Raw genomic sequence first — 23,630 nt, forward strand, 5'->3', positions numbered from 1 at the left:
CGACTAATCCGCCGTGACACGCCGCGGTGTCACGCGGACAGCGCAAAGGCGCCGGGGCCAAAGGCCCCGGCGCCTCGCTGCCGGTGGATGCCGGTTGGTGCCGGCGAACGGCAGTGGATACCGGTGGATCAGGCCTGGCCGAGCACCAGCCCCGACGTCGGCACGCCCGTGCCGGCCGTCACGAGCACGTTGTGCACGTCCTCGACCTGGTTGACCGACGTGCCGCGGATCTGCCGCACCGCCTCGGCGATGCCGTTCATACCGTGCAGGTACGCCTCGCCCAGCTGCCCGCCGTGCGTGTTCGTCGGCAGCTTGCCGCCCATCAGCAGGTTGTCGTCGGCCACGAACCCGGGCGCCTCGCCGCGCCCGCAGAAGCCGAACTCCTCCAGCTGCATCAGCACGAACGGCGTGAAGTGGTCGTACAGCACCGCCGTCTGGATGTCGTCCGGCGTCAGGCCCGAGGTCTGCCACAGCTGCTTGGCGACCACCTGCATCTCGGGCAGGCCGGTCATGTCGTCGCGGTAGAAGCTGGACATCTGCTCCTGGTTGCGGCCCGCGCCCTGCGCCGCCGCGTTGATGACCGCGGGCTTCTGCTTCAGGTCCTTGGCGCGCTCCGCGCTCACGATCACCAGGGCCTGGCCGCCGTCGGTCTCCTGGCAGCAGTCGAGCAGGCGCATCGGCTCGACGATCGGCCGGGAGTTCTGGTGGTCCTCCATGGTGATCGGCTTGCCGTAGAAGTACGCGTTGGGGTTGTTCGCCGCGTGCGCGCGGTCCGCGATGGCGACGTGCCCGAACGCCTCGGTGGTCGCACCGTAGGTGTACAGGTAGCGCTGCGCGAACATGGCGACCCACGACGCGGGGGTGAGCAGGCCGTACGGCATGTTCCAGCCCAGCTCGACGCCTTCGGCGGTGGGCGTGCGCTCCAGCACGCCGGATCCGAAGCGGCGGCCCGAGCGCTCGTTGAACGCGCGGTAGCAGACCACGACGTCGGCGATGCCGGTGGCGACCGCCATGGCCGCGTGGGCGACCGTGCCGCACGCCGCGCCGCCGCCGTAGTGGACCCGGCTGAAGAACGTGAGGTCCCCGATGCCGGCCGCGCGCGCGACGCTGATCTCGGGGTTGTTGTCCATCGTGAAGGTCACCATGCCGTCGACCTCGGACGGCGCGATGCCGGCGTCGTCGAGCGCGGCCTTGACCGCCTCGGCGGCGAGCCGCAGTTCGCTGCGCCCCGAGTCCTTCGAGAACTCGGTCGCGCCGATGCCCGCGATCGCGGTCTTCCCCTTGAGGGAGTCGGCGTGCTTCAGGCTCACTTGGATCCTCCCAGCGCGACGGTGACGGTGCCCGTCACGTGGTTGCCGAGCTTGTTCGCGCCGACCACGGCCACCTCGACGAGGCCGTCGGTCTTGGCGGTGACCTTGCCGGTCAGCGTCATGGTGTCGCCCGGGTAGTTCGGGGCGCCGAGCCGGATCGCGACCTTGCGCAGCTCCGTCTCCGGGCCGGCCCAGTCGGTCACGAACCGGCCCACCAGGCCGTTGCTGGTGAGGATGTTCATGAAGATGTCCGGCGAGCCCTTGGCCTGCGCCAGCTCGCGGTCGTGGTGCACGTCCTGGTAGTCGCGCGTGGCGATCGCCGTCGCGGTGATCAGCGTCGCGGTCAGCGGGATCGCCAGCTCGGGCAGCTCGTCGCCGACGTTGACGTCGTCGTACGTCAGGCTGGTGCGGTCGGTCATGCCCCTGCTCCCTTGCCGGTTGCCCCCTGCGCGAACAGCGCGCCGAGCGCCGCGAGTTGCTGGATTCCGCTGCCGAGCGTCACATCGATCTGACGGCCCCACAGGAAGTGCCGGTGGATCGGGTGGTCGATGTCCGACCCCATGCCGCCGTGCAGGTGCTGGCACGCGTGGACGGCGCGCTTGCCGCCCTCCGACGCCCACCAGCGCGCCACGAGCGCCTGCTCGGTCGCCGCCTCGCCATGGTCCATGCGCCAGGCCGCTTCGAGCGCGGTGACGCGGATCGCCTCGGTGTCCATGTACGCGTCCGCGGCGCGCAGCATGACGCCCTGCTTCGTGGACAGCGGCTTGCCGAACTGCTCGCGGGTGGTGACGTATTCGACGGTACGGGTGAGCGCCTGCGCGCACACGCCGACCTGGAGCGCGGCGAGCGCGACGCGCGCCCGGTCCACGATCCACGCCGCCGTCGCCGGGCCGTCCGCGACGTCCCCGACGGGGACCGCGGGGGCGTTCTCCAGGATCACGTTGCCGGATGCCCACGGCGCCGTCGTCGGCGCGGCCTCGACGGTGACGCCGTCGTCCGCCGGGTCGACCACGAACACCGCGACACGTCCGGCCAGGTTCGCCGTCACCAGCACACCGGAGGCGATCTGCGCCCACGGCACCGACCGCTTCACGCCGTCCAGCACGTAGCCGCCGTCGGTCTCGCGCGCCGTGACCTTCGGCGTGCCGGGCAGGCCCGCGCCGGTCTCGGCGAGCGCGCCCACGACGATGCGCGAGCCGTCCAGCAGCGCGGGCAGCTGCGCCTCGACCACCGGCTCGGGGGCGAACTCGAGCAGCGGCAGGACGCCGTACACGAGCGTGTCGAGCAGCGGCACCTGCGCGGTGAAGCGGCCCTGCTGCTCGAGCAGCAGCGCCAGGCCGACCGTGCCGAGGCCGCCGCCGTCGTGCTTCTCGTCGATGACCGCGCCCATGAGGCCGGCGGCGACGACGTCGCGCCACAGGTCGGCGTCGAACTCCTGGCCGGCCGCCTTGAGCTGCTTCATGCGGTCGTGCGTCGACCGCGCCTCGAAGATCTCCCCGGCCAGTCCGGCGAGCGCCTGCTGGTCCTCGGTGAGGTTGAAGTCCATGGGTCAGGCCTCCTGGTCCACCGGGCGGAAGGCCGGCAGCTTCAGATCGGCGTCGTGCTGCACGAACTCCAAGGCGACGCGCATGCCGATGCGCACCTCGTCGTGCGGGATACCGACGATGTTGGACAGCGTGCGGACGCCCTCGTCCAGCTCGATCAGCGCGACCGCGTAGGGCATGTCGAACGCGGGGAACTTCGGGTAGTGCATCGTCACGTGCGAGTAGATCGTGCCCAGGCCGCCGGCCTCGACGGTGTCCCACTCGAGCGACGCGCAGTTGTTGCAGCCCGGGCCGAACGGCAGGCGCAGCGTGCCGCACTCGGTGCAGCGCTGGATGAGGAGCTTCTCCTCGTCGACGCCGTCCCAGAACGGCTTGCTGTCGCGGTTCACCACGCGGCGCGGACGCGGCTTGAACTCCTGCTTCGGCTTCCGCTTGTGCGGCGTGTAGCGCAGGATGCGGAACCGGTGGGTGCCGACGAGCTCGCGCTCCTCGGCCCCTTCTCCGGTGCGCACGAAGATGTTGACCAGCGTGGTGATGAAGTGCCCGGTGCCGAGGCCCGTGGTCTTCTCCTCCGACACCGTCTCGATCAGCTGGTCGTACTCGACCGTCTCGCCCAGCCTGAGCGGGCGCATGTACTCCTGCTCGCAGTTGGTCGCGACGACCGAGCCGAAGCCGGCCTCCACGACCAGGTCGTACAGCCGCTGCACGGGGCTGTCGCCGCCGGGCTGGCCGGCGTGCAGGCCGCGCATGATCCACACCTGGAGCATGGTGGCCGGCGCGACGATCTCGCCGAAGTGCGTCGTCTTGGCGAACTCGGCGTCGGTGTAGACCGGGTTGGTGTCCCCCATGGCCTCGGCCCAGTGCCGGATCATCGGGCCGTTGACCGGGTCCAGCGCGAGGACGCCCGACTCGCAGTGCAGCCCCTCGAACTCCTTGAGGCGCGCCAGGAACTCCGCCTTGGCGGCCTGCGCGTCCGTCTCTTCCACTGTGGTCACCGCTTCACCTTCGTCATCCCGAGCCGCACCATGGCGACGATCTCGCGCTGGACCTCACTGACGCCGCCGCCGAACGTGTTGATCTGCGCCCGCCGGTTCATCGCCTCCAGGTGGCCGCCGCTGAACGCGCCCGGCGACTTGGGCCGCAGCAGGGCGTCCGGGCCGACGATCTCCATGAGGTTGCGGTACACCTCGATGGCGCCCTCGGTGCCGAAGAACTTCACGCCCGAGGCGTCGCCCGCGTTGAGGGTGTTGTTGCCGACGTCGTGCACCAGGCGCCAGCTGAACATGCGGACGGCCGACAGGCGCGCGTACGTCTCGGCGAACTTCAGCTGCACCCACGGCTGGTCGATGACGCGTACGCCGTCCTCGATCTCCGTGGCGCGCGCCCACTCCAGGACCTCGTTGAAGAAGTCCTCGGCCTGCATGCCGAGCGCGGCGAGCGCGACCCGCTCGTGGTTGAGCTGGTTGGTGATGAGGTTCCAGCCGCGGTTCTCCTCGTACACGAGGTTCCCGTACGGGACGCGGATGTTGTCGTAGTACGTCGCGGTGGTGGTCATGCCGCCGACCGTGACGATCGGCGTCCACGCGAAGCCCGGGTCGTTCGTCGGCACCAGGATCATCGTGATGCCCTTGTGCTTGGGCGCCTCGGTGTCGGTGCGGCAGGCGAGCCAGATCCAGTCGGCGCCCTGCGCGGTGCTGGTGAAGATCTTCTGCCCGTTGATCACCCACTCGTCGCCCTCGCGGACCGCCTTGGTCTGGAGCGACGCGAGGTCGGTGCCGGCCGACGGCTCGCTGTAGCCGATCGCGAAGATGATCTCGCCGGAGACGATCTTCGGGAGGAAGTACTTCTTCTGCTCCTCGCTGCCGTACTTGATCAGCGTGGGGCCGACGGTGTTGAGCGTGACCATCGACACCGGGGCGCCGGCGCGGTACGCCTCGTCGAAGAAGATGAACTGCATCTCGGGGCCCTTGCCCTGGCCGCCGTACTCGACCGGCCAGCCGATCCCGAGCCAGCCGTCCGCCCCCATCTGCCGCCGGATGCGCTGGGTGGTCTCCCCACCCGACTCGCCCTCGGCCTCCAGGGCCTCCCGCACGTCGGGGGTGATCAGGCGGGTGAAATACTCCCGCAGCTCGGCGCGCAGGGCGTCCTGCGCAGGTGTTGGGGCGAGATGCACGTCATCGGCTCCTTACAACGGGCCCGGCCCGCGCGACCCGCCGGCCGAGCAGCCCGCGCACCACGCAGGTACTTGGCAGAGTCGAATTTCTCCCACCCGGCAAGAGCTTGTCAATATCAAGCATCTCCGGACGGGTGCGATCCTCGCCACCCCGCCGGTTGGATGGTCGGGGCCGGTCGGTAGTCTCAGCCGGCTCTGACCAGAAATCAGACCTTGGGGGAAACACCGTGCGCATACGTCTGTCCCACCGAGCGGTGGCCGCGCTCGCACTCGCACTCCCGATCGCCGTCACACCGGCCCTCACCTCGACGGCGGTGGCCGCCGCGGCGAAGCCCTTCGTCACCGTCGACGGCCTCGCCGACGTCATCACCTACAACGCCGCACCTGACGAGTTCACGGTGACGGTGAGCAACCCGGGCACCGGCCCCGTCTCCGGACGCGTCCTGGTGTCCGTCGAGGTCGACACACCCGGCGACATGGGCGCCTTCTTCGAGTACTACGACACGGCCAAGGGCGCCTGGACGTCCGCGGACATGATGTCCAACCTGATCCCGGAAGCCAGCCGCGTCGGCGGATGGCTCGGCGCCGACACCACGCTCGCCCCCGGCGAGACGCGCCAGATCAAGGCGCGCTTCGGCTACAAGCTCGCCAAGCCCGGCTACGCGGACATCACCAAGGGCGCGCTCAGCGCCTGGCTCGTCGCCCCGGAGTACGAGGCCACGCCGTGGCACCAGCAGATCGCCACCGGCCTCGCCTGGTACACGCCCAAGTCGGTCACGATGAAGGTCGAGGACTCCTCGGTCTTCCTGACCGCCGGCGGTCAACACGTCTCTTTCCGGGTCCACCTGACGTCGGACCCGGCCATGGACATCGGCTTCCGCTACCTGAACTCGGTGCTCTCCGCGGGGAAGACGCCGCTGAACACCTGCCAGGCCGCGTTGCAGATCCGCAACCCGAAGACCGACGAGTGGAAGACCGTCGACGCCACCACGAACTTCCAGGTGCTGTGGGAGGACTACCAGTCCGGCACGCCGCAGGACCGGGTGTTCGAGTACCGTGCCGCGATCGGCATGGACTTCCCCGTCGGCACCGACCTCACGCTGAACTTCGGCATCGAGACCACGGGTCCCGACACGCTGGTGAAGGGTGTCAAGACCTTCAAGACCTTCCCCAAGGCCGACCGCGACGCGGCCAAGCAGTGCGCGTCCTTCGACCACCCGCCGGCGGAGGGGGCGCCGCTCCCCGCGCCGGCCCCGCCCAGCCCCAAGCCCGACACCAACGCCCCGCACCTCGCGGAGACCGGCGGCTCCGACTCGGACATGACGCTGTACGGCGCCATCGGCGGCGCCGTCCTCGTCGCCGGCGCGGGCTCCGTGCTCTTCGCTCGGCGCCGCAACGGCGCCTGAGCCCGGCCCAGGGGGCGTGGACGGTCCGCCGTCCACGCCCGCGGGTATTTCGTGACAAAGGACTCGAAAGGCGCGGTTCGGCGGGCCGATTTAGCGTGGACGGTATGGATACCGATCGTCCGCAGGAGCCCGAGGAGCCCCAGCAGCCGCCGGAACCCGGTGGTGGTGGTGGTGCCGGCGGGGCACCGCAGCCGCCCGAGCCGCCCAAGCCGCCGACGGGTCCGCCGGCCGGTGGAGCGCCGCCGCCTCCCCCGCCCGGGGCCGGCGCACCGCCTGTGCCGCCTCCGCCGCCCGCTCCCGGAACGCCGCCGCACGGCACGCCCCCGCCGCCCGGTGCGTCCGGCCCGGTCGGCGGAGAGCCTCCCGGCCCGGTGGCCGGGGAGCCGTACGGGGCCGGCTACGGGGCGCCGCCCCGCAAGGAGTCCGTGGTCGACGTGGGCCGCGACTGGCCCGCCGCCGCGGTGCTGCTGCTGACGGTGCTCGCCTTCGTGATGATGTTCCTGGACTGGTCGGTGCTGCGCGCCCGCCGGGTGAAGGTGACCGACGACGGGTTCGACCGCAGCATCCTGCCCGCCGCGCCGGTCATCCTGGTGATCATGTTCGTCGCCGTCGCGGGCATCGCCGCCTACGCGCTGGCGTCGCGGCGGCCGAGATTCCTGGGCTTCGCGGCCATCCCGGCGTTCACCGCGATGCTCGTCGTGATCATCATCATGACCACGACCACCGAGGTCATCGAGAGCTTCACGCGCGGCCTGGCCACCTATGAACTGGGTGCGGGCGCCTGGCTGTGCCTGGTGTTCACGATCCTCGCGTTCCTCGTGACGCTCGTCCCGCTCGCGATGTGGGGCCGCGAGGCGATGGAGCAACGGCCCCCGAAGGCACCGCACGTGCCCGCCGCGCCGCCGGAGTTCCCGCACGCGGACGGCGACTGAGCGTCAGACCGGCTCGGCCGGGGTCGCGCCGATCGTCGCGGTCAGCTCCGCGCCGAGCGGGTAAGGCCGTTCGTCCGGCAGCAGCGCCGCCGCGCCGTCGAGGTCGCCGTTCCGCACCAGGTCGTGCATCTCATGCGCGAGGCCGGTCACGTCCGTGACGGAGACCAGCCACTCGTCGGCGTACGCGCGGGTCGCCCAGCCGGCGAGGCCGAGTTGGAGTGAGCGGTGCGCGAGCGGCCGCAGGTGCAGGTCGCGTTCGGGGTCCCACTGGATCCGCACGGTCGTGCGGTGCAGCCGGCTGCCCCACGTGTCGCGGTCGGGGTAGACGTCGCGGTCGTAGTGGCTCAGGCACGCGCCGGCGAGCGCCGACTCGAAGCCCTCGCGGGTGATCTCCAGCGCGAGCACGTGCTCCTGGAGCTTCTTGCTCGCCCAGCCGCAGCGGTACATCATCCACAGGAAGCTCGGCTTGACCCAGGTCATGCGCTCGCGGCTCCACGTGGTCGGGAACCGCCCGGTGCGCGCGGCGACGCCCGCGATCTGCGGCTTGTACGCCTGGTACACCGTGACGGTGTCGGAGGTGTGGAGCGCGCGGATCTGGCGGCGCGGCGGTTCCGTCGGGCCGGTCGTCTCTGCCGGTCGTTCGTTCTCGTTCATGGCGCCCCAGTGTCCGGCGGCGATTCGCCCCGGAGCCACCGGTTTTCCGACCACTCCGCGCGCCCTTGTTGCGCGCCCCCGGGGCCCGTCATGCTCGAATGGCCGAAAGCAGACGCGTAACCAGCCGCAGGGCCGGAACACAGGAGGGGGTGGTGCACGTGTCCGAGGCGACCTGTCCGCCGCATGACTGGGTCAACTGGAGCGGCAAGCAACGCTGCCGCCGGTGCGGGACGACGATGGCGCCGCTGCGCCCCGCTCCCCCGCCCCCGCCCGACGGGGACGACGAGCGGTGACCCTGCGGGTCCCGCCCCCTCCCCCGCCCGGCTTCCAGACCGCGCCGCGGGTCGCCTGGGCCGACCTGCATCCCAGGGTGCGCGCGTACGTTGAGGACACGGTCGGCGCGGTGGGCGACTCGGCGACCGTGTGGGCGGGCTTCAGCTGCGACTTCGCGGCGGCGCTCGGCACCGCGCTGGGCAGCTTCTTCGTGAAGGGCGTGCCGTCGGGGCATCCGGCGGTAGGGCAGCAGTGGATGGAGGCCGCGGTCGCGCCGTATGTCACGCGGTTCTCACCGCGGTTGATACGGCACATTCGCGAATGCGGTTGGGACGTCCTGGTGTTCGAGTACATCGACGCCGTGCACGCCGACCTGTCCCCCGGCTCGCGTGATCTGCCGCGGCTGGCCGCGCTGTTGACCGGGATCGGGGCCGCCGAGCCGCCCGGGGCGGACGTGCCGCTGGAGCCGGTGTCCGCGCGCTGGGCCGAGTACCTGGACCCGGCCGCGCTCCGGCTGCTGGCCGGCGAGAGCCTTCTGCACACCGATCTCAACCCGCACAACCTGCTGTCCGCCGGCGACCGGGCCTACGTGGTCGACTGGGCGACCCCGGCGCGCGGCCCGGCGTGGATCGACGTCGCGGACGCCGCGATGCGGCTGATGGAGCAGGGGCACACCGCGTCCGACGCCGAGACGTGGGCGCGGCAGATGCCGTGCTGGCGGCATGTGACGGTGGCCGAGATCGACGCGCTGGTGACGGCGTACGTGCGGACCTGGTGCGCGCGGGCCGCCCCGGACGTCGCGCGCCGGTGCACGGCGCCGTTGGTCGCGCTCGGCTCGGTCAAGCGCGAGGACTGCGCCTGAGGGCGGGGCTTTTCAGCCAACCCGCTTGAGGATCACGAAGACGTTGTCGTAGACGACCGTGTACCTCGCGCCGGGGTGGCGCTGCGCGGCGTCCGCCTCCAGCGTGCGCCGGGCCTCGGCGTCCCAGACGTCGGGCCGGTTCACCGCGACGTAGTCGGGGACCACCTTGCCGGTCGCGCCGATCCAGTACACGGTGGCGCGGGACGGCAGTTGGGATATCAGCCCGAGGTCGGTCTCGACCGTGGAACCCTTCTTCACCAGCCGCACCGCCTGGTTCGCGGCGGCGAGGCGCGGTGAGGCCTTGTACTCGTCGGGTTCGATGACGTGTGCGGCCGGCATGTAGGCGCACAGCGCGAGCGAGGCGGCGAGCACCGCGCCGGGCAGGTTGCGCGCGTACGTGCGCTGCCAGGGCGCGGGCGACTCGCCGGCGGCGCGGACGGCGTCCACGAGCGCGGCGAACACGATCGGCATGAGGACGGCGTTGTAGTGCCAGTCCTGGCCCCAGTGGTTCGGCGTGTCGGAGAGCATGCGCCAGGCCAGCGTCGGCACCGCGAGGATGACGATGGGCGAGCGCAGCGCGAGGAACCCGACGACGCCGAAGACCCACAGGTAGGTCTTGGTCTTGAGGAACGGCCAGAACAGGTCCTGCGGGAAACCGCCGAAGAGCCCGAACAGCGAGCCGCCGCCGGCTTTCTCGCCCTCCTCGTACACGCCGTCCGGGTTCATCCCGGGGATGACGACGTACACGGTCAGCGCCATCGCGAGCGCGCCGAGGACCATCAGCGCGGCGCCGAGCCGCCATCGGCGTTGCGTCAGAAGGTAGATGCCGAGCGCGCCGACCGTGAGGCCCATGTCCTCCTTGACCAGCAGCAGCGGCAGCGCCCACAACACCGCGGCGGTCCACCGGCGTTCGACGAGCTTCTCCATCGAGAACGCCAGCAGCGGCACGGCGAACGCGACCTCGTGGAAGTCGAACTCGACCGCGCGCTGCACGCCCCACGAGAGGCCGAACGCGATGCCGATCGCGGCGCCGCGCGCCGTACCGAGCGCGGTGGACGCCATGCGCGTGATCGGCACGACCGCGAGCGCGAACAGCGCGGCCTGCGCGATCAGCAGGGTGAGCGGGGACGGGAAGATCCGGTAGAACGGCGCGAGGACGGCCAGGATCGGGGAGAAGTGGTTGCCGAGCTGGTTCAGCCCCGGCGAGCGGACGTCGATGGTGGGCGCGTCCAGGTGCGCGTACCCCTTGACCGCCTGCTCGAAGATGGCGAGGTCCCACGAGGGGTTCTCGACGTGCCGGAAGCGCAGCAGCGAGATGAGCGCGTACAGGCCGAAGAACGCGATGCCGAGCAGGTAGGGCGTCGGGCGGGCGGCGAGCTCCCGCGTGACGCGGGAGGCGCCGGGTATGCGGGACCGGCGCGTGTCCCGGGGCGGGCCGGGATCACGCTCCCCGCGCTGCCCCGGGACGGGTATGGGTGCGACCTGAGACGACCGCTGCGACGGTTGCTGCACTGATCCTTGATCCCTTACGAAGGCGGCATCTGTCCAATTCCTCCGCAGTTTCTGTCCCGGAAATACGACCAACTCGTGACATTCGGGACAGACCACTCCTTGGGCGCGGACGCGAAGTGCGGCTCGTGCTCGGCGACGTACGCGCGCAGCCGCTCGGGCAGCTCGTCGTACCCGCCGAGCTTCTTGCCGTGGCAGTGGAAGACCAGTCCGCCGGGCCGCGCGCCCATCCGCATCCAGGGCAGCCACGGCGACAGGCGCGCCCACGAGAAGTGGCACGGCACCGACGGCAGGTCCGGGCGGTCCAGGTCGGAGCGGCGGCAGAAGAACTGGAAGAGCTCCATCGCCCGGTAGACGTCGTCCGCCGAGTTCTCCGGGAACTTCGCGACCGGCAGCGGCGACGGGTAGGCCAGCAGGATGTCCTGCGCCCACATGACGTCGTCGCCCAGCTCGGTGACCGGGGCCCGCCACGGGCCGCGCGGGCCGTCGAGCAGCAGCTCCATGTTCACGGGGTCGTTCCAGATGTGCAGGACCTCGACGTCCTCGCCGGTGAACGGGTTGGCCCAGCTGTCGAGGATCTCGCCGGTCGCCGGGTCCTGGTAGAACGCGGCCTCGCGGGCCAGGAAGCGGTGGCCGCCGTCGACGGCCACGGTGCGGCCGACGTTGAAGCCCTCGAAGCGGAACAGCGTGCGGTGGTTCTCCCCGGGCGCCTGCGTGTGGACGTGGCCCGTCCACCACACCACGGTGTCCTCGGGGCCGAGGCTCGCGCGGGCGCGCACGAACGACTCGAGGTTGTCGGCGGGGTCGCGCAGATCGGGACGGTGCTCGGACGCGTGCGGCATGCGGTCCTCCGAGGAATCGGCGTCGGCTCGAAGCGTATCGGCGCGCGACGCCCGGTGCCCGGGGCATTGCGCCGCGCAACGGAACGATGTTTCCATTCTGAGGCGGGTCGCGGTGTGCCGAACGGGCGAAGCCCCCAGGACACGCGGAAGCCCACGAAGCGCGCGGGGTGCCGGTTCCGTCAGTGTTTGTGGGTAAATTGCCGTTACCGCCGCGCTCGATGTGGAGGGGTACATGGCGTACATCGACGGGTACCGCCTGGCCGACTCACGGGTCCTCGACCTCGCTCAGCCGATGCGCCAGGGCATGCCGCAGTCGGCGAACCACCCCCCGTTCCGGATGGCGCTCGAACGCCGCCACGGCGACTACGTGCGCACCGACGGCGGCTCCGCGGCCAACGAGATCATCGTGACCGGCGGCCACGTGGGCACGCACGTCGACGCGCTCGGCCACGTCTCCCAGGACGGACGGGTGTACGGCGGTCTCGCCGCCGCCGACGTGCAGAGCAACCAGGGGCTGTCCGCGCTCGGCATCGACACCTTCCGCCCGTACGTAGGCCGGGCGGTCGTCCTCGACGTGCCCCGCCTGCACGGCCTCGACATCCTGCCGCCCGGCTACGAGGTGACCGCCGACGACCTGTCCCGCGCCGAGGCGCTGGCCGGCTCCGACGTCCGCCCCGGGCAGGCCGTCCTCATCGCCACCGGCTGGTCGCGCCTGTGGCACCAGTACGACGTCTTCACCGGCCTCCGCGACGGCGTCCCGGGCCCCGGCGCCGACGCCGCCCACTGGCTGGCCTCCCGCCGCGTCCGCGTGGTCGGCGGCGAAACCATCGCCTTCGAACGCATCGCCCCGGGCATGGGCCACGCGACCCTGCCGGTCCACCGCATCCTGCTCGTCGAGTCCGGCATCAACATCGTCGAAACGATGCGCCTCCACGAACTCCTGGACGCCCGCGTCGGCGAATGCCTCCTCATGCTCGCCCCGTTGCCCGTCGTCGGCGCCACGGGAGCCCCGGTCCGACCGCTGGCACTCATCCCGGGCTGACCGTGGCGCGGCGGGTCAGCCCGTCTTGACGGCGACGATGCCCGTGCCGGGGGCGAACACGCCGCGCTCGGCCAGGGTGGTGAGGGCGAAGAGGAGTTTGCCGACGTAGACCTCGTCGAGCGCGACGGCGTGTCGGTGTTCGAAGTCGGCGAGGAACGCCTGGAGTTCTTCGCTCGTGCGGGCGTAGCCGCCGTGGTGGAAGCCGTCGGCGACGTGCCAGTTCCCGCTGGGTGCGCCGTATGTTCGCCGTTGGAGCGCGGCGACCTCGGCGGGGAGGAAACCGCCTTTCAGGACCGCGATCCCGAGTGCGCGGCGTCCCGCTCCCAGGCCTGCGGCGATGCCGGCGAGGGTGCCGCCCGTCCCGCAGGCGACCGCGACGACGTCGTGCGGGACGTCGATCTCGGCGGGCAGCTCGGCGCAGCCGCGGACCGCGGCCGGGTTGCTGCCGCCTTCCGGGATCAGCAGGAACGGGCCCTGGGCGGCGGACAGTTCGGCCGCGAGGCCGGGGTCGGTGCGGCGCCGGTATGTCGTGCGGTCGACGAACACCAGGCGCATGCCGCGCTCGGCGCAGTAGGCCAGGGACGGGTTCAGCGGGCGCCCGGCCAGTTCCTCGCCGCGGACGACGCCGATCGTGGCGAAGCCGTACAGCGCCCCCGCGGCGGCCGTGGCGCGCAGGTGGTTCGAGTACGCGCCGCCGAACGTCAGCAGCGTGCCGTGTCCGCCGGCCCGCGCCGCGGCGAGGTTGTACTTCAGCTTGCGCCACTTGTTGCCGGGGAGTTCGGGGTGGATCAGGTCGTCGCGCTTCAGCCAGAGGCGCAGGCCCCGGGCCGCGAAGCGGTCGTCGCGCAGCTCGGTGAGCGGCGACGGCACCCGCGGCGGCGGGAGCGAAACGGGCATCACGGACACGCCCGCGACTATAGCCACGCCGTTCTCCCGCGGCGCTACGCCGGCGGCTCCGGCACGGCTCCCGGCGGCAGCAGACCGCTCAGCTTCTCCGGGTTGACCGCGTACCGCAGCGCCGTGATCCGGCCGTCGACCGCCTCGAAGGTGAGTGCGCCGACCGGCGTCCCGCCGAGGTGCATGAGAACGCCCGGCTCGCCGTTGATCTCGGCGACGCGCATCTCCAGGCCGGCCACCTCCGGCTTCCGGAGCACGCCCAGGATCCAGCGCGCCACGGGGTCGGGGCCGTGCAGCGGACGCCGCGCCGCCGTGACCACGCCGCCGCCGTCCGACCACGAGGTGACGTCCGGCGCGAGCAGCGCCATGACGCCGTTGAGGTCGCCGTTCGTACACGCGGACATGAACTTGTCGGCGATCCTGCGCTGCTCGGCCTCGTCGGTCCGGAACCGCGGGCGGCGCGCCTGCACATGCTCGCGGGCGCGGTGCGCGAGCTGGCGCACGGTCGCCTCCGGCTTGCCGATGGCCTCGCCGATCTCGGCGTGCGAGTAGCCGAAGACCTCGCGCAGCATGAACACCGCGCGCTCGGCCGGGGTCAGCGTCTCCAGCACGACCAGGAAGGCCATCGAGACGGTGTCGGCCAACTCCGCCTCCTCGGCGACGTCGGGCGAGGTGAGGATGGGCTCGGGGAGCCACGGGCCCACGTACGCCTCGCGGACGACCTGCGCCGACTTCAGCCGGTTCAGGCTCAGGTTGGTGACGGTGCGGACCAGGTACGCCTTGGGGTGCTCCACCGCGCCCTGGTCCGTTTGGTGCCACTTGAGCCACGCGTCCTGCACGATGTCCTCGGCGTCGGCGACGCTGCCCAGCATCCGGTAGGCGGTGCCGAACAGCAGTCGCCGGTGCTCTTCGAAGACGTCGGTCATGCCGGTCACCGTGGCAGCATCCGTCACGCCGTCGCAAGCGCGAGGTCCGCGAGGCCGGACACGCAGTCCGGGTAGAGGGGAGCCCAGCCCAACTCGTCCCTCGCCTTCGCGTTGGACACCCGCATGCTGGTGGTGGCCATCTTGTAGGCGTAGGAGTACGGGCGCATCAGCCACGTCGGCACGTTCATCGGCTTCGGGGTGTCGAACGCCTCCGCCACCGCCTTCACGTGCTCGCCGAACCCGAACGGCGTGTCGTCGACGATGTTGTACGCCTCGCCGGGGCGGCCGCCCTCGACCGCCAGCGCCACGGCCCGCGCCGCGTCCCGCAGTTCGATCCACGGCAGCACCCGGCCGTGCCCGGCGACCGCCGGGAGCTTGCGCTTGCGCAGCAGCTCGACGATGTTCTCCGTGCCGCCCGGGCCGTAGAACAGGCCGAACCGCAGGGCGACGCCCTCGACTCCGTCGGCGCCGAGCATCAGCGCCTCCTTCACGCGCATGGCGTCGACGTGGCGCTGGCACTCCTTGTCGGCGCCGGGCGCGCCGAACGGATCGGCCTCGGTCAGGACCTGCTCGCCGTGGTCGCCGTAGCCGTATCCGAACGCCATGGACTCGGCGACCAGGCGACGGGCTCCGACCGCCCGGGCCGCCTCGACGAGGTTGGCGGTGCCGTCGACGCGCAGGGCGTCCGTGGCGTACATGTCCTTGTGCCGCATCGGCGCCTCGCGCAGCGCCGTCGCGGCGTGCACGACCACATCCGCCCGCACGCCCTCGACGGCGCGCAGCAGACGCTCGCGGTCCATCAGGTCGGCCCGGACGTCGTTCTCGACGCCGCGCCCCAGCGCCAGGACGGTGTACCCGGCGCTCGTGAGTTCCTCGGCGACGTGACGCCCGAAGACGCCGGTCGCCCCTGCCAGCAGCACGTTCTTGGTGTCGGTCATGCCCATAGGACAAGCCGCCTCCCCCGAACGTGACAAGGCTTCATGTGACCCCCGTCACATACTTTCGAGGCGCCGGGCTCCTCCGCCGTCCCTCGTTCCGGCCGGGTTGTGCGTGCGGCTGTTCCCGTTCTGGTCACGGTGCGTACGGCTCAGGTGAAAGGCATGGAGTCCTGTGGGTGCGTCGTGGCAGTGTGCGGGCATGGGAGTGGGCGCTGTGGATGACGACAGGTGGGTGCGGGATGCCGTGGAGCAGGCCCGTCCTGTCTGGGAAGGCGGGCACGATCACCAGGAGTTCGGGCGGTATGTGAACGGTCGGCCGTGGAGTCCGATTCAGGCGATCGCGGTGATCCGTGAGGTGCAGCAGTGCACGCTCAGGGAGGCGATCGACAGGTATCAGGCGTATCAGGATCGGATGGGCCGGGGGTAGGAGAGGCGCTTCGCGTCGCCGACGTGGCGGCGCGGTGGGTGTGCGAACGCGGCGCGGACCGAGGGTCCGCGCCGCGCTCGTTTTCCGGGCCGGGATGCCCGGAGGGCTACTTCTTGTCGGTGTCGACCTGGATCGGGATCGCCTGGGCCACGCCGTTCGCGGCGCCGGTGCCGTTCTCCGGGGTGGCGTTCATCGAGGAGAGGAGCTGGCGCGCCAGGCCGAGGCCGGTGCCGCCCAGGGTCAGGGCCTTGGCGAACATGTCGGCCATGCCGTCCGCGCCGTTGAGCAGGATCATGTGCTCGACGTTGCCGAACGCCTCGGCCCCGGCGCGGACGATGTCCGGCCAGTTCTCCGCGAGTTGCTGCGCGATGACGGCTTCCTGGTTCTCCCGCAGCGCCGACGCGCGGGCCTGGATGGCCTCGGCTTCCGCGAGACCCAGGGCCTTCGCGGCCTCCGCGGAGGCGAGGCCCTTCGCGCGGGCGGCCTCCGCTTCGGCGACGCCTCGGGCCTGGGCAGCGTCCGCGTCCGCCGAGCCGAGCGCGCGGGTGGCTTCCGCCTGGGCGAGGCCGCGCACCTTGTTGGACTCCGCCTCGGCGGCGGCCGCGGTTTTGACGCGGGTGGCCTCGGCGGCGGCCTTGAGCTCGGTCTCCCGGGCCTGGGCCTGCGCGGAGGAGATCCGCGCGTCGCGTTCGGCCTCGGCGATGGTGCGGGTCTGGTACGCCTGGGCGTCGGCCGGCTTGCGGACGTCGGCCTGGAGCTGCTGTTCGCGCCGCTGCGCCTCCAGTTCGGCGGCGCGGGTCTCCTGGACGATGACCTCCTGCCGTGCGGCGGCCTCGGCGAGCGGCCCGGCCTGCTTGGCCTGCGCCGCGGCCTTGTCCATCTCCGCCTGGTAGCCGGACTGCTGCACCCAGCTGTTGCGGGTGGCCTCGGCCTTGCGCGCCGCGGCCTCCTGCTCGGCCTCGGTGGCCTCGCGGTCGGCGAGCGCCTGCGCGATGCGCGCGTCGCGCTGGACGGCGGCGGCGTGCGGCCGGGCGAGGTTCTCGATGTACCCGGTCGGGTCGAGGATCTCCTGGATCTGCAGCGAGTCGATGATGAGCCCGAGCTTCTCCATCTCGGCACCGGACGAGGCGCGGGTCTGCTCGGTGAGCTTCTCGCGCTCGCGGATGAGCTCCTCGACGGTCAGCCCGCCGACGATGGACCGCAGGTGTCCGGCGAAGACGTTGTGCACCCGGTCGACCATCTTCTTCTGCTGGTCGAGGAAACGCCGTGCCGCGTTGGCGATCGAGATCAGGTCGTCGCCGACCTTGAAGATCACCACGCCGCGCAGGTGCACCGGGATGCCCTGCTTGGTGACGCAGTCGACGGCGAGGTCGGCGGCGTACAGGTCGAGCGACAGCTTGCGGACGGCCTGCACCCCCGGCAGCACCAGCGTCCCGCGACCCGTGACGATGCGGAACCCGAGGCCGTCGGCGACGCCTTCGGTCCTGTGCCGGGCACCCGAGATCAGCAGTGCCTCGTTGGGTTCCGCGACCCGCCACATGAGCTTGAACACGATGACGACCACGAGCAGCAGCAAGACCGCTGCCACGATGAGGCCGATGGTCATCGGACCTTCCCCCTTTACCCGCCACTGTGCGGCTGGCTGCTCGCAGACCATGTGGCGCGAGGGAAGTGTGCGCCTCCCCGACGCGGCGTTGACAGGGGGAAATCCCCATCTTGACGCGTCCTATACAGGCTCGATGGAAGTCCCTCATCCAGTACCGCGCGCGCGGCCGCGGGCGCGCGGGACGAACAACACCACCACAACTCGACCGCAGATCTCGTCGTTCTCATCATGGACGGAACACCAGGTGTGCCGTGGTGAGTTCTTCGAGGCATGACTATCGATGACACCGGCACCACCGTCCCCGCTCAGGCGAAGTCCACGGCGAGTGGGCGGATACGGGTGGAGGTCGGCGCGCAGCGGGTTCGGGTTGAGGTGGGTGGGGTGGTGGTTGCCGAGTCGGGGAGTCCTCGGGTGTTGTTCGAGACGGGGTTGCCGGCGCGGTACTACCTGCCGAAGGGGGATGTGCGGATGGAGTTGTTGGAGGGGACGGACACGTCGACCCACTGTCCGTACAAGGGGGATGCGGAGTACTGGTCGGTGCGGGTCGGGGACCGGGTGTACGCGGATGTGGCCTGGTCGTATCCCGAGCCGATCACCGAGGAGAGCGCGGGGATCGCGGGGCTCGTCGCGTTTTGGAACGTGGATCTCTATGTGGATGGGGTCTTGCAGGCCGGCTGAGCTCAGAGATGGGCGGCGCGGCTTGGGGGCCGCGCCGCGCCTTGGGGTCAGTCCTGCCGGGCCGGGTCGTTGGTGGCGGCCAACAGGGGCTCGGCGGCCGGGCGTTCGTGGTCCTTGAGGCGGTTGCCGAGGAGGACGAACAGGAGGATCAGGCCCACGGTCAGGAGGATGTGGCCGAGGCCGGCGGTCAGGGAGACCGCGGTCGGGGTGTGCTTGCCCAGGACCTGTTGCGTGCCGTGGACGAACATCATGCCGACGGTGACGGCGATCCCCGCGTTGTAGAACCAGAAGAACCACGTGAAGAGCCGGGAGCCCGACAGGTCGAAGGCCTTGTCGAGGCCCAGGATGATCAGGAAGCCCAGCATGCCGAGGGCCAGCAGGTGGGTGTGCATCAGGGCGAGCTGGGTGTCGCCCTCGTAGTCGTGGTGCTTGGTGAACTCCCGGTAGTAGAGCCCGGATACGACACCGACGATCATGTACACGTGCGCTGCGACGTACGACTTGCGCATACCGCGCCTCCAGGCGTCCGCGTCGGAGTCCGGCGTGGGGGGCCGGATCACCGACTTGTAGATTGACCCGCTATGAACCCTGAATGGCCTTCGCACCTGTCCGTCGGAGCCGTCCGGTTCGCCCGGCCGACCGCCCGCTACGACGCTGTCGTGGCGTTCTACGAAGACGCATTGGGCCTGCCCGTGCTCGGGCGCTGGCGAGGGGACGAGGGGCACGCCGGGTACGACGGCGTGCTCATCGGTCTGCCAGGCACACCGGTGCACTTGGAGGTCACGCAACACGGGAGTCCGCCGGTTATTCCCGAGCCGCATCCGGAGAACCAGCTGGTCCTCTACATGACGGGTCCGGACGCCGTCGCCGAGGCCGCCGCGCGGATGCGGGAGCACGGGCACGAGCCGGTGGAGGCGGCCAATCCGTACTGGCCCGAGCGGGGTTGCCTGTGTTTCGAGGACCCGGACGGCTGGGTCGTCGTGCTGGCGCCGTGGGTGTTCGGCGTCGACCCGGTGCCGCGCCCCGCGGTCTGACCGCCCGCCGGGAAGCTCAGTTCCCGGCGAGCGACTTCTGCCAGACCGGGCTCTCGAAGTAGTGGTTGTCGTACGTCAGCGAGCTGTCGCGGATGTCCTGCACCGTGGCCTCGCCGCGGTACACGCGCTCAAGCAGCCGGTAGTAGTCGAACCGGTGCAGGCCCGGCGTGAAGACGACCAGCATCTCGGCGGTGCTGTCGGGGGCCGGCGCGAAGGCGTGCGGGACGGTCGGCGGGACGGTGAGGAAGTCGCCCTTCTCCAGGATGTGCACCTCGTCGTCGACGAGGATGCGCATCGTGCCGTCGAGCACGAAGAACATCTCGGTGGCCTTGGTGTGGAAGTGCGCGGGCGCGCCCGGGGAGCCCTTCTCGAAGGTGGCCTTGTTGGCGGTGAGCGCGCCGCCGGTGTCGCCCGCGTCGGCCAGCAGGGTGATCAGGCTCGTGGCGCCGTCCTGCAGCGACTCGGCGTCGTGGGCGCGGACGAGGACGGGGCGCTGGGGCTGGGCGTTCGCGGTCATCAGGGGTCTCCTCATGGTGTGCTGTGCGTTGTGCGGATCACCGGGACCGCGGTCCTGCGGCTGGCGACACGGACAACATTACGAGCGCATCTGACCCCTGATGAGGGTCAATCCGAGGCCTGATTGGCAGGTCAATCCCGCAAGGGGGCCGCCCTGGAGCGGCGGTCAGCGGGCCGAGTACGCCGGGCCCGCGTGCACCATGAGGACCCGGTCGATGAGGGCGACCAGTGCCTCCTTGACCGACTCCCGGTGCCGCGCGTCGACGTCGACGATCGGGACGGACGGGTCGATGCCGAGCGCCTCCCGGACCTCGCCGAGGTCGAAGCGCGCCGCGCCGTCGAACGTGTTGACGGCGAGCAGGAACGGGATGCCGCGCTCCTCGAAGTAGTCGACCGCCGGGAAGCAGTCCTCGACGCGCCGGGTGTCGACGAGGACGACGGCGCCCAGCGCGCCCTCGACCAGGTCGTCCCACAGGAACGCGAACCGGTCCTGCCCCGGCGTACCGAACAGGTAGAGGATGAGCGTCGGATCGAGCGTGACGCGCCCGAAGTCGAGGGCCACCGTGGTCGTCGTCTTGCCGTCCACGCCGGTGATGTCGTCGATGCCGATCGACACCTCGGTCATGGCCGCCTCGGTCGCCAGCGGTTCGATCTCGGAGATCGCGCCGACGAACGTGGTCTTGCCGACCCCGAAGCCGCCGCTCACCACGATCTTGACCGAGGTCGGCGCGGCGGCCTCCGCGTGCGGCCCTGCCCCGTAGGGCTGCTCATAGTGCCCGTACAAGGTCCCTGATCCTCTCGATGGTGTGCAGCGGCATGCTTCCCGGCTCCGGTGACTCCAGACGGAACACCAGGTTTCCGGCGAGGAGGTCGCCGATGACGACCCGGGCCACGCCGACCGGCACGCCGAGCGCCGTGGCGATCTCCGCGACGGAGCACGGCTGTTGGCACCGCTCGACGACGCGCCGGGCCTCGAAGGCCAGCGGTGCCGACAGCGCCGCCGGCAGGGCGCGGACCAGGGTCTCCAGGCGCAGGCCGTCGGTGACCGGCGTGGTGCGGCCGCCGGTCATGATGAACGGGCGGACGTACGCGTCCCCGTCGTCCGCTTCCGCCGCCGACCACGCGCCGCCGGCCTCCGACGCGGGCGCGGCCGGCCTGGCGTGCCGCGGAACGAACCAACCACGGTCGGTCATGCCGCACTCACCTGGGCAGTCCGCGCCGCAGCTCGGTGATGAGCGCCGGGGTGAGCAGCGTTCCCGCGCGGTCGGCCAGCACCGCGATCTCGTAGCCGACCAGCCCGATGTCGGCGCCGCGGTGGGCGAGTACTCCCACGCAGCTGCCGTCGGCGATGGTGGACACGAGCAGGAAGCCGCGCCGCATCTCGATCATGATGAGCTTGAGGCCGTCGAAGTCGTAGCGCCGCGCGGTGCTGCGGGCGAGTCCGGTCAGGCCGGACACCACGGCGGACAGGTGGTCGGCCTCGGCCCGGTCGAGGCCTGCCGACATGGCGATGAGCAGGCCGTCGGAGGACACCGCCACCGCGTCGCGGACGCCGTCCGTGTCCCGGACGAAGTTGGCGAGCAGCCAGTTGAAGGCCTGCGGGTGGCCGGTGTGCAGTTCGGTGGTCAAGGGAGCTCCTCCTCACGCGTTGCGGGCGGGAAGTCGTACGGGGGCGCGGCGGGTGGGATGCCGCCGCTCGGCTCGGAGAGGCCGGCGAACTCCGCGATCTCGCCGCGGAGATGGCCGCCTCGGAAGGCGGAGAGCATGCTGCGCACGTCGTCGGGCGAGCGCTCGCCGAGGGGTTCGTCGAACACCGGGGCGGGGGCCTGCGGCCTGGGTGCGGCGTCGGGACGCGCGGCAGGGGCGCGTTGGGCGCGTGGCACGCGTTTGGCCAGGCCGTTGCGGGTGCGCCGCACGCCGGTGTCGGGTACGGCGGCCGGGGCAGGCGCGTCGCCCGGATCAGGACCGGCCGCATAGCCGCTCCCCGCCGGTACGGGCACCGTCAGCACCGCCGTCCCCACTGTCGTGTACCCGCCGTCAGGGGCGGCCCCCGAGGGCGCGGCCGCGACCGGGCGTTGTCCCGCAGGGGACGCGACACGTGTCGTCGCCGGGGCGCCACCCACCGCGTCGGCGAGCACCGCCGCCGGAAGCAGGACGCGCGCGGTGACGCCCGCCACCGGCGACTCCCCCACCCGCACGTCGGCGCCGAGCCGGCGCGCGAGCCGCCCGACGACGTGGTGGCCGAGGCTGCGGCTCGGCGCGTCGAGGAAGTCGACCTCGCCCGACAGCCGCGCGTTGGCGGCGTCAAGCGCGGCGGCGGTCATGCCGACGCCGTGGTCGATGACGGCGACGAGGTAGTCGTTGCCGATGCGCCTTCCGTAGATCTCCACTTCGACGTCCGGCGGCGAGAACGCGAGGGCGTTCTCCACGAGTTCGGCGACGAGGTGGGCGAGTTCGGCGACGGCCTGGCCGACGACCGCGGTGTCGTCCATGCGTCGCAGCACGACGCGCCGGTAGTCCTCGACCTCGGACAGCGCGGCGCGGACGACGTCGCTCACGTGCATCGGCGCCCGGCTCGGCCGCGGTGCCGGTTCGCCGACGAGGACGAGCAGGCTCTCGGCGTTGCGCCGCATGCGCGTGGCCAGGTGGTCGAGTTCGAAGAGGTTGCCCAGCGCGTTGGGGTCGGTCTCCTCGTGTTCGAGGCGGCTGATGAAGCCGAGCTGACGGCGCACCAGGTTCTGGTTGCGGCGCGCGAGGTTGACCAGCGAGTCGGTGGTGTTGCGGCGCAGCACGGCCTGTTCGGAGGCCAGTTGCACCGCGGTGTCCTGCACCTTGCCGAACGCCTTGGCCACCGCCCGGATCTCACGTCCCGCACCGCGCCGCACCGGCACCGCGGCGGGTGGCGCCGGAGCGTGCTCACCGACGCGGAGGCGGGTGATGACCTCGGGCAGCCGGGTGGACGCGAGCGCCTCCGCCTCGGCGGCCAGGCGCGTGAGCGGCCGGGTGATCGACCGCACCGCGAACGCGGTGAGCACGATCTCGCCGAGCACCAGCAGCACGGCGGCGGCGAGGTAGCCCAGCAGCCGGGTCTCCGCCTGGTCGCGCAGTTCGCCCGCGCGGGCCCGCAGTTCGTCGCCGAGGGACAGCTGGACGGCGCGGATCGCGTCGATCACGGTGGTCATCGACGCCCACCACGTGGGCGCGTCCAGGCCGGCCAGCGCGCGGCCGTCGGCGGCGCCGAGCGCGGTCTGCTCGATGCGCTGGGCCTGCACCGCCGCAGGTGATCGCAGTGCCGCGTCGGCGCGCTCCTGCTGCGCCGGTGTCGCGCTGCGCTGGAACTGCGCGATCCCGGCCTGCTTTTCGGCGCGCATTTCGGCGAAGGACTGGTATTCGTCGTTCTTGAAGCGTCCGGCGCTCAGCACGCCGTTGAGGAAGCCGCGGGCCTGCGCGGTGGCCTCTTTGGCGTCGCCGAGCGCGGACAATGCGGCGGTGCCGCGCAGGAGTTCGCGGTCCCGGGTGCGTTCGGGCGCGGTGCCGGCCCGGATGAGCCCGGCGATGCCGTCGGTGAAGTAGGCGAAAGTCGTGTCGCGCTGCGCCTCGCCCGCGTCGACCTGGGCACGGGTCCGCGCGAGCCGCGCCCAGTGCTCGCGGGCGTCACGCAGCGCGGCGGTGTCGCGGTCGCGGGTGGCGGCGGCGAACGCGGCGAGCGCGCGGTCGGTGTCCTGGCGCTGCGCGTCGAGCGGCCCCCGATAGCCGCTCTGCCCTGCCAACAGGCCGCTGGTCAGGCCGCGTTCGCGCTGCAGCTCGTGGACGGCGCGCTGGACGTCGAGGGCCAGGCCGACATCGGACGCGGTGCGCTCCGCGTCTCGGTAGGCGCCGAGCTCGCCCGCGCCCAGCACACCGAGCAGGACGAGCACCGCCGACAGCGACACCGCCAGCACGGCGACCAGGCGCCCGCGGATCGACGCGGGAAGCAGGTTTTTCCGCACGCCGGGAATGAAATCAGTACAGGTATTGGTGTGACAATCCCGGGTGGGAATATACCGGGGCGGATCGCCCAT

25 protein-coding genes are annotated in these 23,630 nt (G+C 71.6%); 7 read left to right on the forward strand and 18 right to left on the reverse strand.

Features of this window, described 5'->3' with window-relative positions:
* Positions 1-128: 128 nt before the first annotated feature.
* From QI554_RS30050 to QI554_RS30070, 5 genes are read right to left on the reverse strand one after another with little or no spacing between them, the layout of a single operon-like run.
* On the reverse strand, positions 129-1,310 hold the full coding sequence (locus QI554_RS30050; RefSeq protein WP_281474267.1) for a lipid-transfer protein: 1,182 nt from the start codon (positions 1,308-1,310) through the stop codon (positions 129-131).
* Complete coding sequence (locus QI554_RS30055; RefSeq protein ID WP_281474270.1) at positions 1,307-1,729, reverse strand: MaoC family dehydratase; 423 nt, start codon at positions 1,727-1,729, stop codon at positions 1,307-1,309. The genes QI554_RS30050 and QI554_RS30055 overlap by 4 nt, the downstream gene beginning before the upstream one ends.
* Positions 1,726-2,856 carry an acyl-CoA dehydrogenase family protein gene (locus QI554_RS30060; RefSeq protein ID WP_281474271.1) on the reverse strand — a complete coding sequence of 377 codons (1,131 nt, stop codon included), beginning with the start codon at positions 2,854-2,856 and terminating at the stop codon, positions 1,726-1,728. The genes QI554_RS30055 and QI554_RS30060 overlap by 4 nt, the downstream gene beginning before the upstream one ends.
* A gap of 3 nt (positions 2,857-2,859) precedes the next feature.
* Entirely contained in the window at positions 2,860-3,849 is a 990-nt protein-coding gene (locus tag QI554_RS30065; RefSeq protein ID WP_281474273.1) for a bifunctional MaoC family dehydratase N-terminal/OB-fold nucleic acid binding domain-containing protein, read from the reverse strand.
* Positions 3,846-5,027 (reverse strand): acyl-CoA dehydrogenase family protein, encoded by a 1,182-nt coding sequence (locus tag QI554_RS30070; protein ID WP_281474275.1) that lies wholly within the window; start codon positions 5,025-5,027, stop codon positions 3,846-3,848. Before QI554_RS30070 ends, QI554_RS30065 begins: the two co-directional genes overlap by 4 nt.
* A gap of 227 nt (positions 5,028-5,254) precedes the next feature.
* Between QI554_RS30070 and QI554_RS30075 the strand changes: the two genes are divergently transcribed.
* A complete protein-coding gene (locus QI554_RS30075) occupies positions 5,255-6,433 on the forward strand; it encodes a hypothetical protein (protein ID WP_281474277.1) in 1,179 nt (392 codons plus the stop codon).
* Between the two features lie 104 nt (positions 6,434-6,537).
* On the forward strand, positions 6,538-7,365 hold the full coding sequence (locus QI554_RS30080) for a hypothetical protein (RefSeq protein WP_281474279.1): 828 nt from the start codon (positions 6,538-6,540) through the stop codon (positions 7,363-7,365).
* 3 nt (positions 7,366-7,368) lie between these two features.
* On the opposite strand, the gene QI554_RS30085 is transcribed toward QI554_RS30080, so the two are convergent.
* Positions 7,369-8,019, reverse strand: coding sequence for a DUF4291 domain-containing protein (locus QI554_RS30085; protein WP_281474281.1), 651 nt, complete (start codon positions 8,017-8,019; stop codon positions 7,369-7,371).
* A 289-nt stretch (positions 8,020-8,308) separates the two neighbouring features.
* On the opposite strand from QI554_RS30085, the gene QI554_RS30090 reads away from it, so the two are divergent.
* Positions 8,309-9,154, forward strand: a complete 846-nt coding sequence (locus QI554_RS30090) for a phosphotransferase (RefSeq protein ID WP_281474282.1) — start codon at positions 8,309-8,311, stop codon at positions 9,152-9,154.
* A 12-nt stretch (positions 9,155-9,166) separates the two neighbouring features.
* Here QI554_RS30090 and QI554_RS30095 read toward each other — a convergent pair whose 3' ends face one another.
* Both QI554_RS30095 and QI554_RS30100 read right to left on the reverse strand, forming a co-directional pair.
* Complete coding sequence (locus QI554_RS30095; RefSeq protein ID WP_281474284.1) at positions 9,167-10,666, reverse strand: DUF2079 domain-containing protein; 1,500 nt, start codon at positions 10,664-10,666, stop codon at positions 9,167-9,169.
* A gap of 14 nt (positions 10,667-10,680) precedes the next feature.
* Positions 10,681-11,505 carry a DUF1838 family protein gene (locus QI554_RS30100; protein WP_281474286.1) on the reverse strand — a complete coding sequence of 275 codons (825 nt, stop codon included), beginning with the start codon at positions 11,503-11,505 and terminating at the stop codon, positions 10,681-10,683.
* A gap of 232 nt (positions 11,506-11,737) precedes the next feature.
* Here QI554_RS30100 and QI554_RS30105 point away from each other — a divergent pair, with 232 nt between their 5' ends.
* Positions 11,738-12,547: a cyclase family protein gene (locus QI554_RS30105; RefSeq protein WP_281474287.1), complete on the forward strand. Its 810-nt coding sequence runs from the start codon at positions 11,738-11,740 to the stop codon at positions 12,545-12,547.
* 15 nt (positions 12,548-12,562) lie between these two features.
* Here QI554_RS30105 and QI554_RS30110 read toward each other — a convergent pair whose 3' ends face one another.
* Genes QI554_RS30110 through QI554_RS30120 form a run of 3 tightly spaced genes read right to left on the reverse strand, consistent with a single transcriptional unit; the run spans position 12,563 to position 15,308 of the window.
* On the reverse strand, positions 12,563-13,444 hold the full coding sequence (locus QI554_RS30110) for a 1-aminocyclopropane-1-carboxylate deaminase/D-cysteine desulfhydrase (RefSeq protein ID WP_281474464.1): 882 nt from the start codon (positions 13,442-13,444) through the stop codon (positions 12,563-12,565).
* 44 nt (positions 13,445-13,488) lie between these two features.
* Entirely contained in the window at positions 13,489-14,370 is an 882-nt protein-coding gene (locus QI554_RS30115) for an RNA polymerase sigma-70 factor (protein WP_281474290.1), read from the reverse strand.
* A 23-nt stretch (positions 14,371-14,393) separates the two neighbouring features.
* The gene (locus QI554_RS30120) at positions 14,394-15,308 is read right to left on the reverse strand and encodes an NAD-dependent epimerase/dehydratase family protein (protein ID WP_281474292.1); all 915 of its coding nucleotides are present in this window, start codon (positions 15,306-15,308) and stop codon (positions 14,394-14,396) included.
* A 214-nt stretch (positions 15,309-15,522) separates the two neighbouring features.
* Here QI554_RS30120 and QI554_RS30125 point away from each other — a divergent pair, with 214 nt between their 5' ends.
* Positions 15,523-15,735 (forward strand): hypothetical protein, encoded by a 213-nt coding sequence (locus tag QI554_RS30125; RefSeq protein ID WP_281474294.1) that lies wholly within the window; start codon positions 15,523-15,525, stop codon positions 15,733-15,735.
* A 106-nt stretch (positions 15,736-15,841) separates the two neighbouring features.
* Here QI554_RS30125 and QI554_RS30130 read toward each other — a convergent pair whose 3' ends face one another.
* Positions 15,842-17,341, reverse strand: coding sequence for an SPFH domain-containing protein (locus QI554_RS30130; protein ID WP_281474296.1), 1,500 nt, complete (start codon positions 17,339-17,341; stop codon positions 15,842-15,844).
* A gap of 270 nt (positions 17,342-17,611) precedes the next feature.
* On the opposite strand from QI554_RS30130, the gene QI554_RS30135 reads away from it, so the two are divergent.
* Positions 17,612-18,019, forward strand: coding sequence for a DUF427 domain-containing protein (locus QI554_RS30135; RefSeq protein WP_281474297.1), 408 nt, complete (start codon positions 17,612-17,614; stop codon positions 18,017-18,019).
* Between the two features lie 47 nt (positions 18,020-18,066).
* Here QI554_RS30135 and QI554_RS30140 read toward each other — a convergent pair whose 3' ends face one another.
* Positions 18,067-18,528: a DUF2871 domain-containing protein gene (locus QI554_RS30140; RefSeq protein ID WP_281474299.1), complete on the reverse strand. Its 462-nt coding sequence runs from the start codon at positions 18,526-18,528 to the stop codon at positions 18,067-18,069.
* 72 nt (positions 18,529-18,600) lie between these two features.
* On the opposite strand from QI554_RS30140, the gene QI554_RS30145 reads away from it, so the two are divergent.
* On the forward strand, positions 18,601-19,053 hold the full coding sequence (locus QI554_RS30145; protein ID WP_281474301.1) for a VOC family protein: 453 nt from the start codon (positions 18,601-18,603) through the stop codon (positions 19,051-19,053).
* A gap of 16 nt (positions 19,054-19,069) precedes the next feature.
* Here the strand turns inward: QI554_RS30145 and QI554_RS30150 are convergent, their stop codons facing one another.
* The 5 genes from QI554_RS30150 to QI554_RS30170 all read right to left on the reverse strand — a co-directional run bounded on the left by QI554_RS30150 (position 19,070) and on the right by QI554_RS30170 (position 23,558).
* On the reverse strand, positions 19,070-19,570 hold the full coding sequence (locus QI554_RS30150) for a cupin domain-containing protein (protein ID WP_281474303.1): 501 nt from the start codon (positions 19,568-19,570) through the stop codon (positions 19,070-19,072).
* Between the two features lie 165 nt (positions 19,571-19,735).
* The gene (locus QI554_RS30155; RefSeq protein WP_281474305.1) at positions 19,736-20,353 is read right to left on the reverse strand and encodes a GTP-binding protein; all 618 of its coding nucleotides are present in this window, start codon (positions 20,351-20,353) and stop codon (positions 19,736-19,738) included.
* The gene (locus tag QI554_RS30160; RefSeq protein ID WP_281474307.1) at positions 20,337-20,762 is read right to left on the reverse strand and encodes a DUF742 domain-containing protein; all 426 of its coding nucleotides are present in this window, start codon (positions 20,760-20,762) and stop codon (positions 20,337-20,339) included. The genes QI554_RS30155 and QI554_RS30160 overlap by 17 nt, the downstream gene beginning before the upstream one ends.
* A gap of 7 nt (positions 20,763-20,769) precedes the next feature.
* On the reverse strand, positions 20,770-21,198 hold the full coding sequence (locus QI554_RS30165) for a roadblock/LC7 domain-containing protein (RefSeq protein ID WP_281474309.1): 429 nt from the start codon (positions 21,196-21,198) through the stop codon (positions 20,770-20,772).
* Complete coding sequence (locus QI554_RS30170; protein WP_281474311.1) at positions 21,195-23,558, reverse strand: sensor histidine kinase; 2,364 nt, start codon at positions 23,556-23,558, stop codon at positions 21,195-21,197. Before QI554_RS30170 ends, QI554_RS30165 begins: the two co-directional genes overlap by 4 nt.
* Positions 23,559-23,630 lie beyond the last annotated feature (72 nt).

This window comes from Yinghuangia seranimata (genome assembly GCF_029953285.1).
GTDB lineage: Bacteria > Actinomycetota > Actinomycetes > Streptomycetales > Streptomycetaceae > Yinghuangia > Yinghuangia seranimata.

Excerpts from the sequence above, each read along its gene's own strand:
- QI554_RS30055 (WP_281474270.1), bottom strand. The coding sequence starts at position 1,729 with ATGACCGACCGCACCAGCCTGACGTACGACGACGTCAACGTCGGCGAC.
- QI554_RS30060 (WP_281474271.1), bottom strand. The coding sequence starts at position 2,856 with ATGGACTTCAACCTCACCGAGGACCAGCAGGCGCTCGCCGGACTGGCC.
- QI554_RS30080 (WP_281474279.1), top strand. The coding sequence starts at position 6,538 with ATGGATACCGATCGTCCGCAGGAGCCCGAGGAGCCCCAGCAGCCGCCG.
- QI554_RS30085 (WP_281474281.1), bottom strand. The coding sequence starts at position 8,019 with ATGAACGAGAACGAACGACCGGCAGAGACGACCGGCCCGACGGAACCG.
- QI554_RS30100 (WP_281474286.1), bottom strand. The coding sequence starts at position 11,505 with ATGCCGCACGCGTCCGAGCACCGTCCCGATCTGCGCGACCCCGCCGAC.
- QI554_RS30105 (WP_281474287.1), top strand. The coding sequence starts at position 11,738 with ATGGCGTACATCGACGGGTACCGCCTGGCCGACTCACGGGTCCTCGAC.
- QI554_RS30110 (WP_281474464.1), bottom strand. The coding sequence starts at position 13,444 with ATGCCCGTTTCGCTCCCGCCGCCGCGGGTGCCGTCGCCGCTCACCGAG.
- QI554_RS30115 (WP_281474290.1), bottom strand. The coding sequence starts at position 14,370 with ATGACCGACGTCTTCGAAGAGCACCGGCGACTGCTGTTCGGCACCGCC.
- QI554_RS30120 (WP_281474292.1), bottom strand. The coding sequence starts at position 15,308 with ATGACCGACACCAAGAACGTGCTGCTGGCAGGGGCGACCGGCGTCTTC.
- QI554_RS30130 (WP_281474296.1), bottom strand. The coding sequence starts at position 17,341 with ATGACCATCGGCCTCATCGTGGCAGCGGTCTTGCTGCTGCTCGTGGTC.
- QI554_RS30135 (WP_281474297.1), top strand. The coding sequence starts at position 17,612 with ATGACTATCGATGACACCGGCACCACCGTCCCCGCTCAGGCGAAGTCC.
- QI554_RS30140 (WP_281474299.1), bottom strand. The coding sequence starts at position 18,528 with ATGCGCAAGTCGTACGTCGCAGCGCACGTGTACATGATCGTCGGTGTC.
- QI554_RS30145 (WP_281474301.1), top strand. The coding sequence starts at position 18,601 with ATGAACCCTGAATGGCCTTCGCACCTGTCCGTCGGAGCCGTCCGGTTC.
- QI554_RS30150 (WP_281474303.1), bottom strand. The coding sequence starts at position 19,570 with ATGACCGCGAACGCCCAGCCCCAGCGCCCCGTCCTCGTCCGCGCCCAC.
- QI554_RS30160 (WP_281474307.1), bottom strand. The coding sequence starts at position 20,762 with ATGACCGACCGTGGTTGGTTCGTTCCGCGGCACGCCAGGCCGGCCGCG.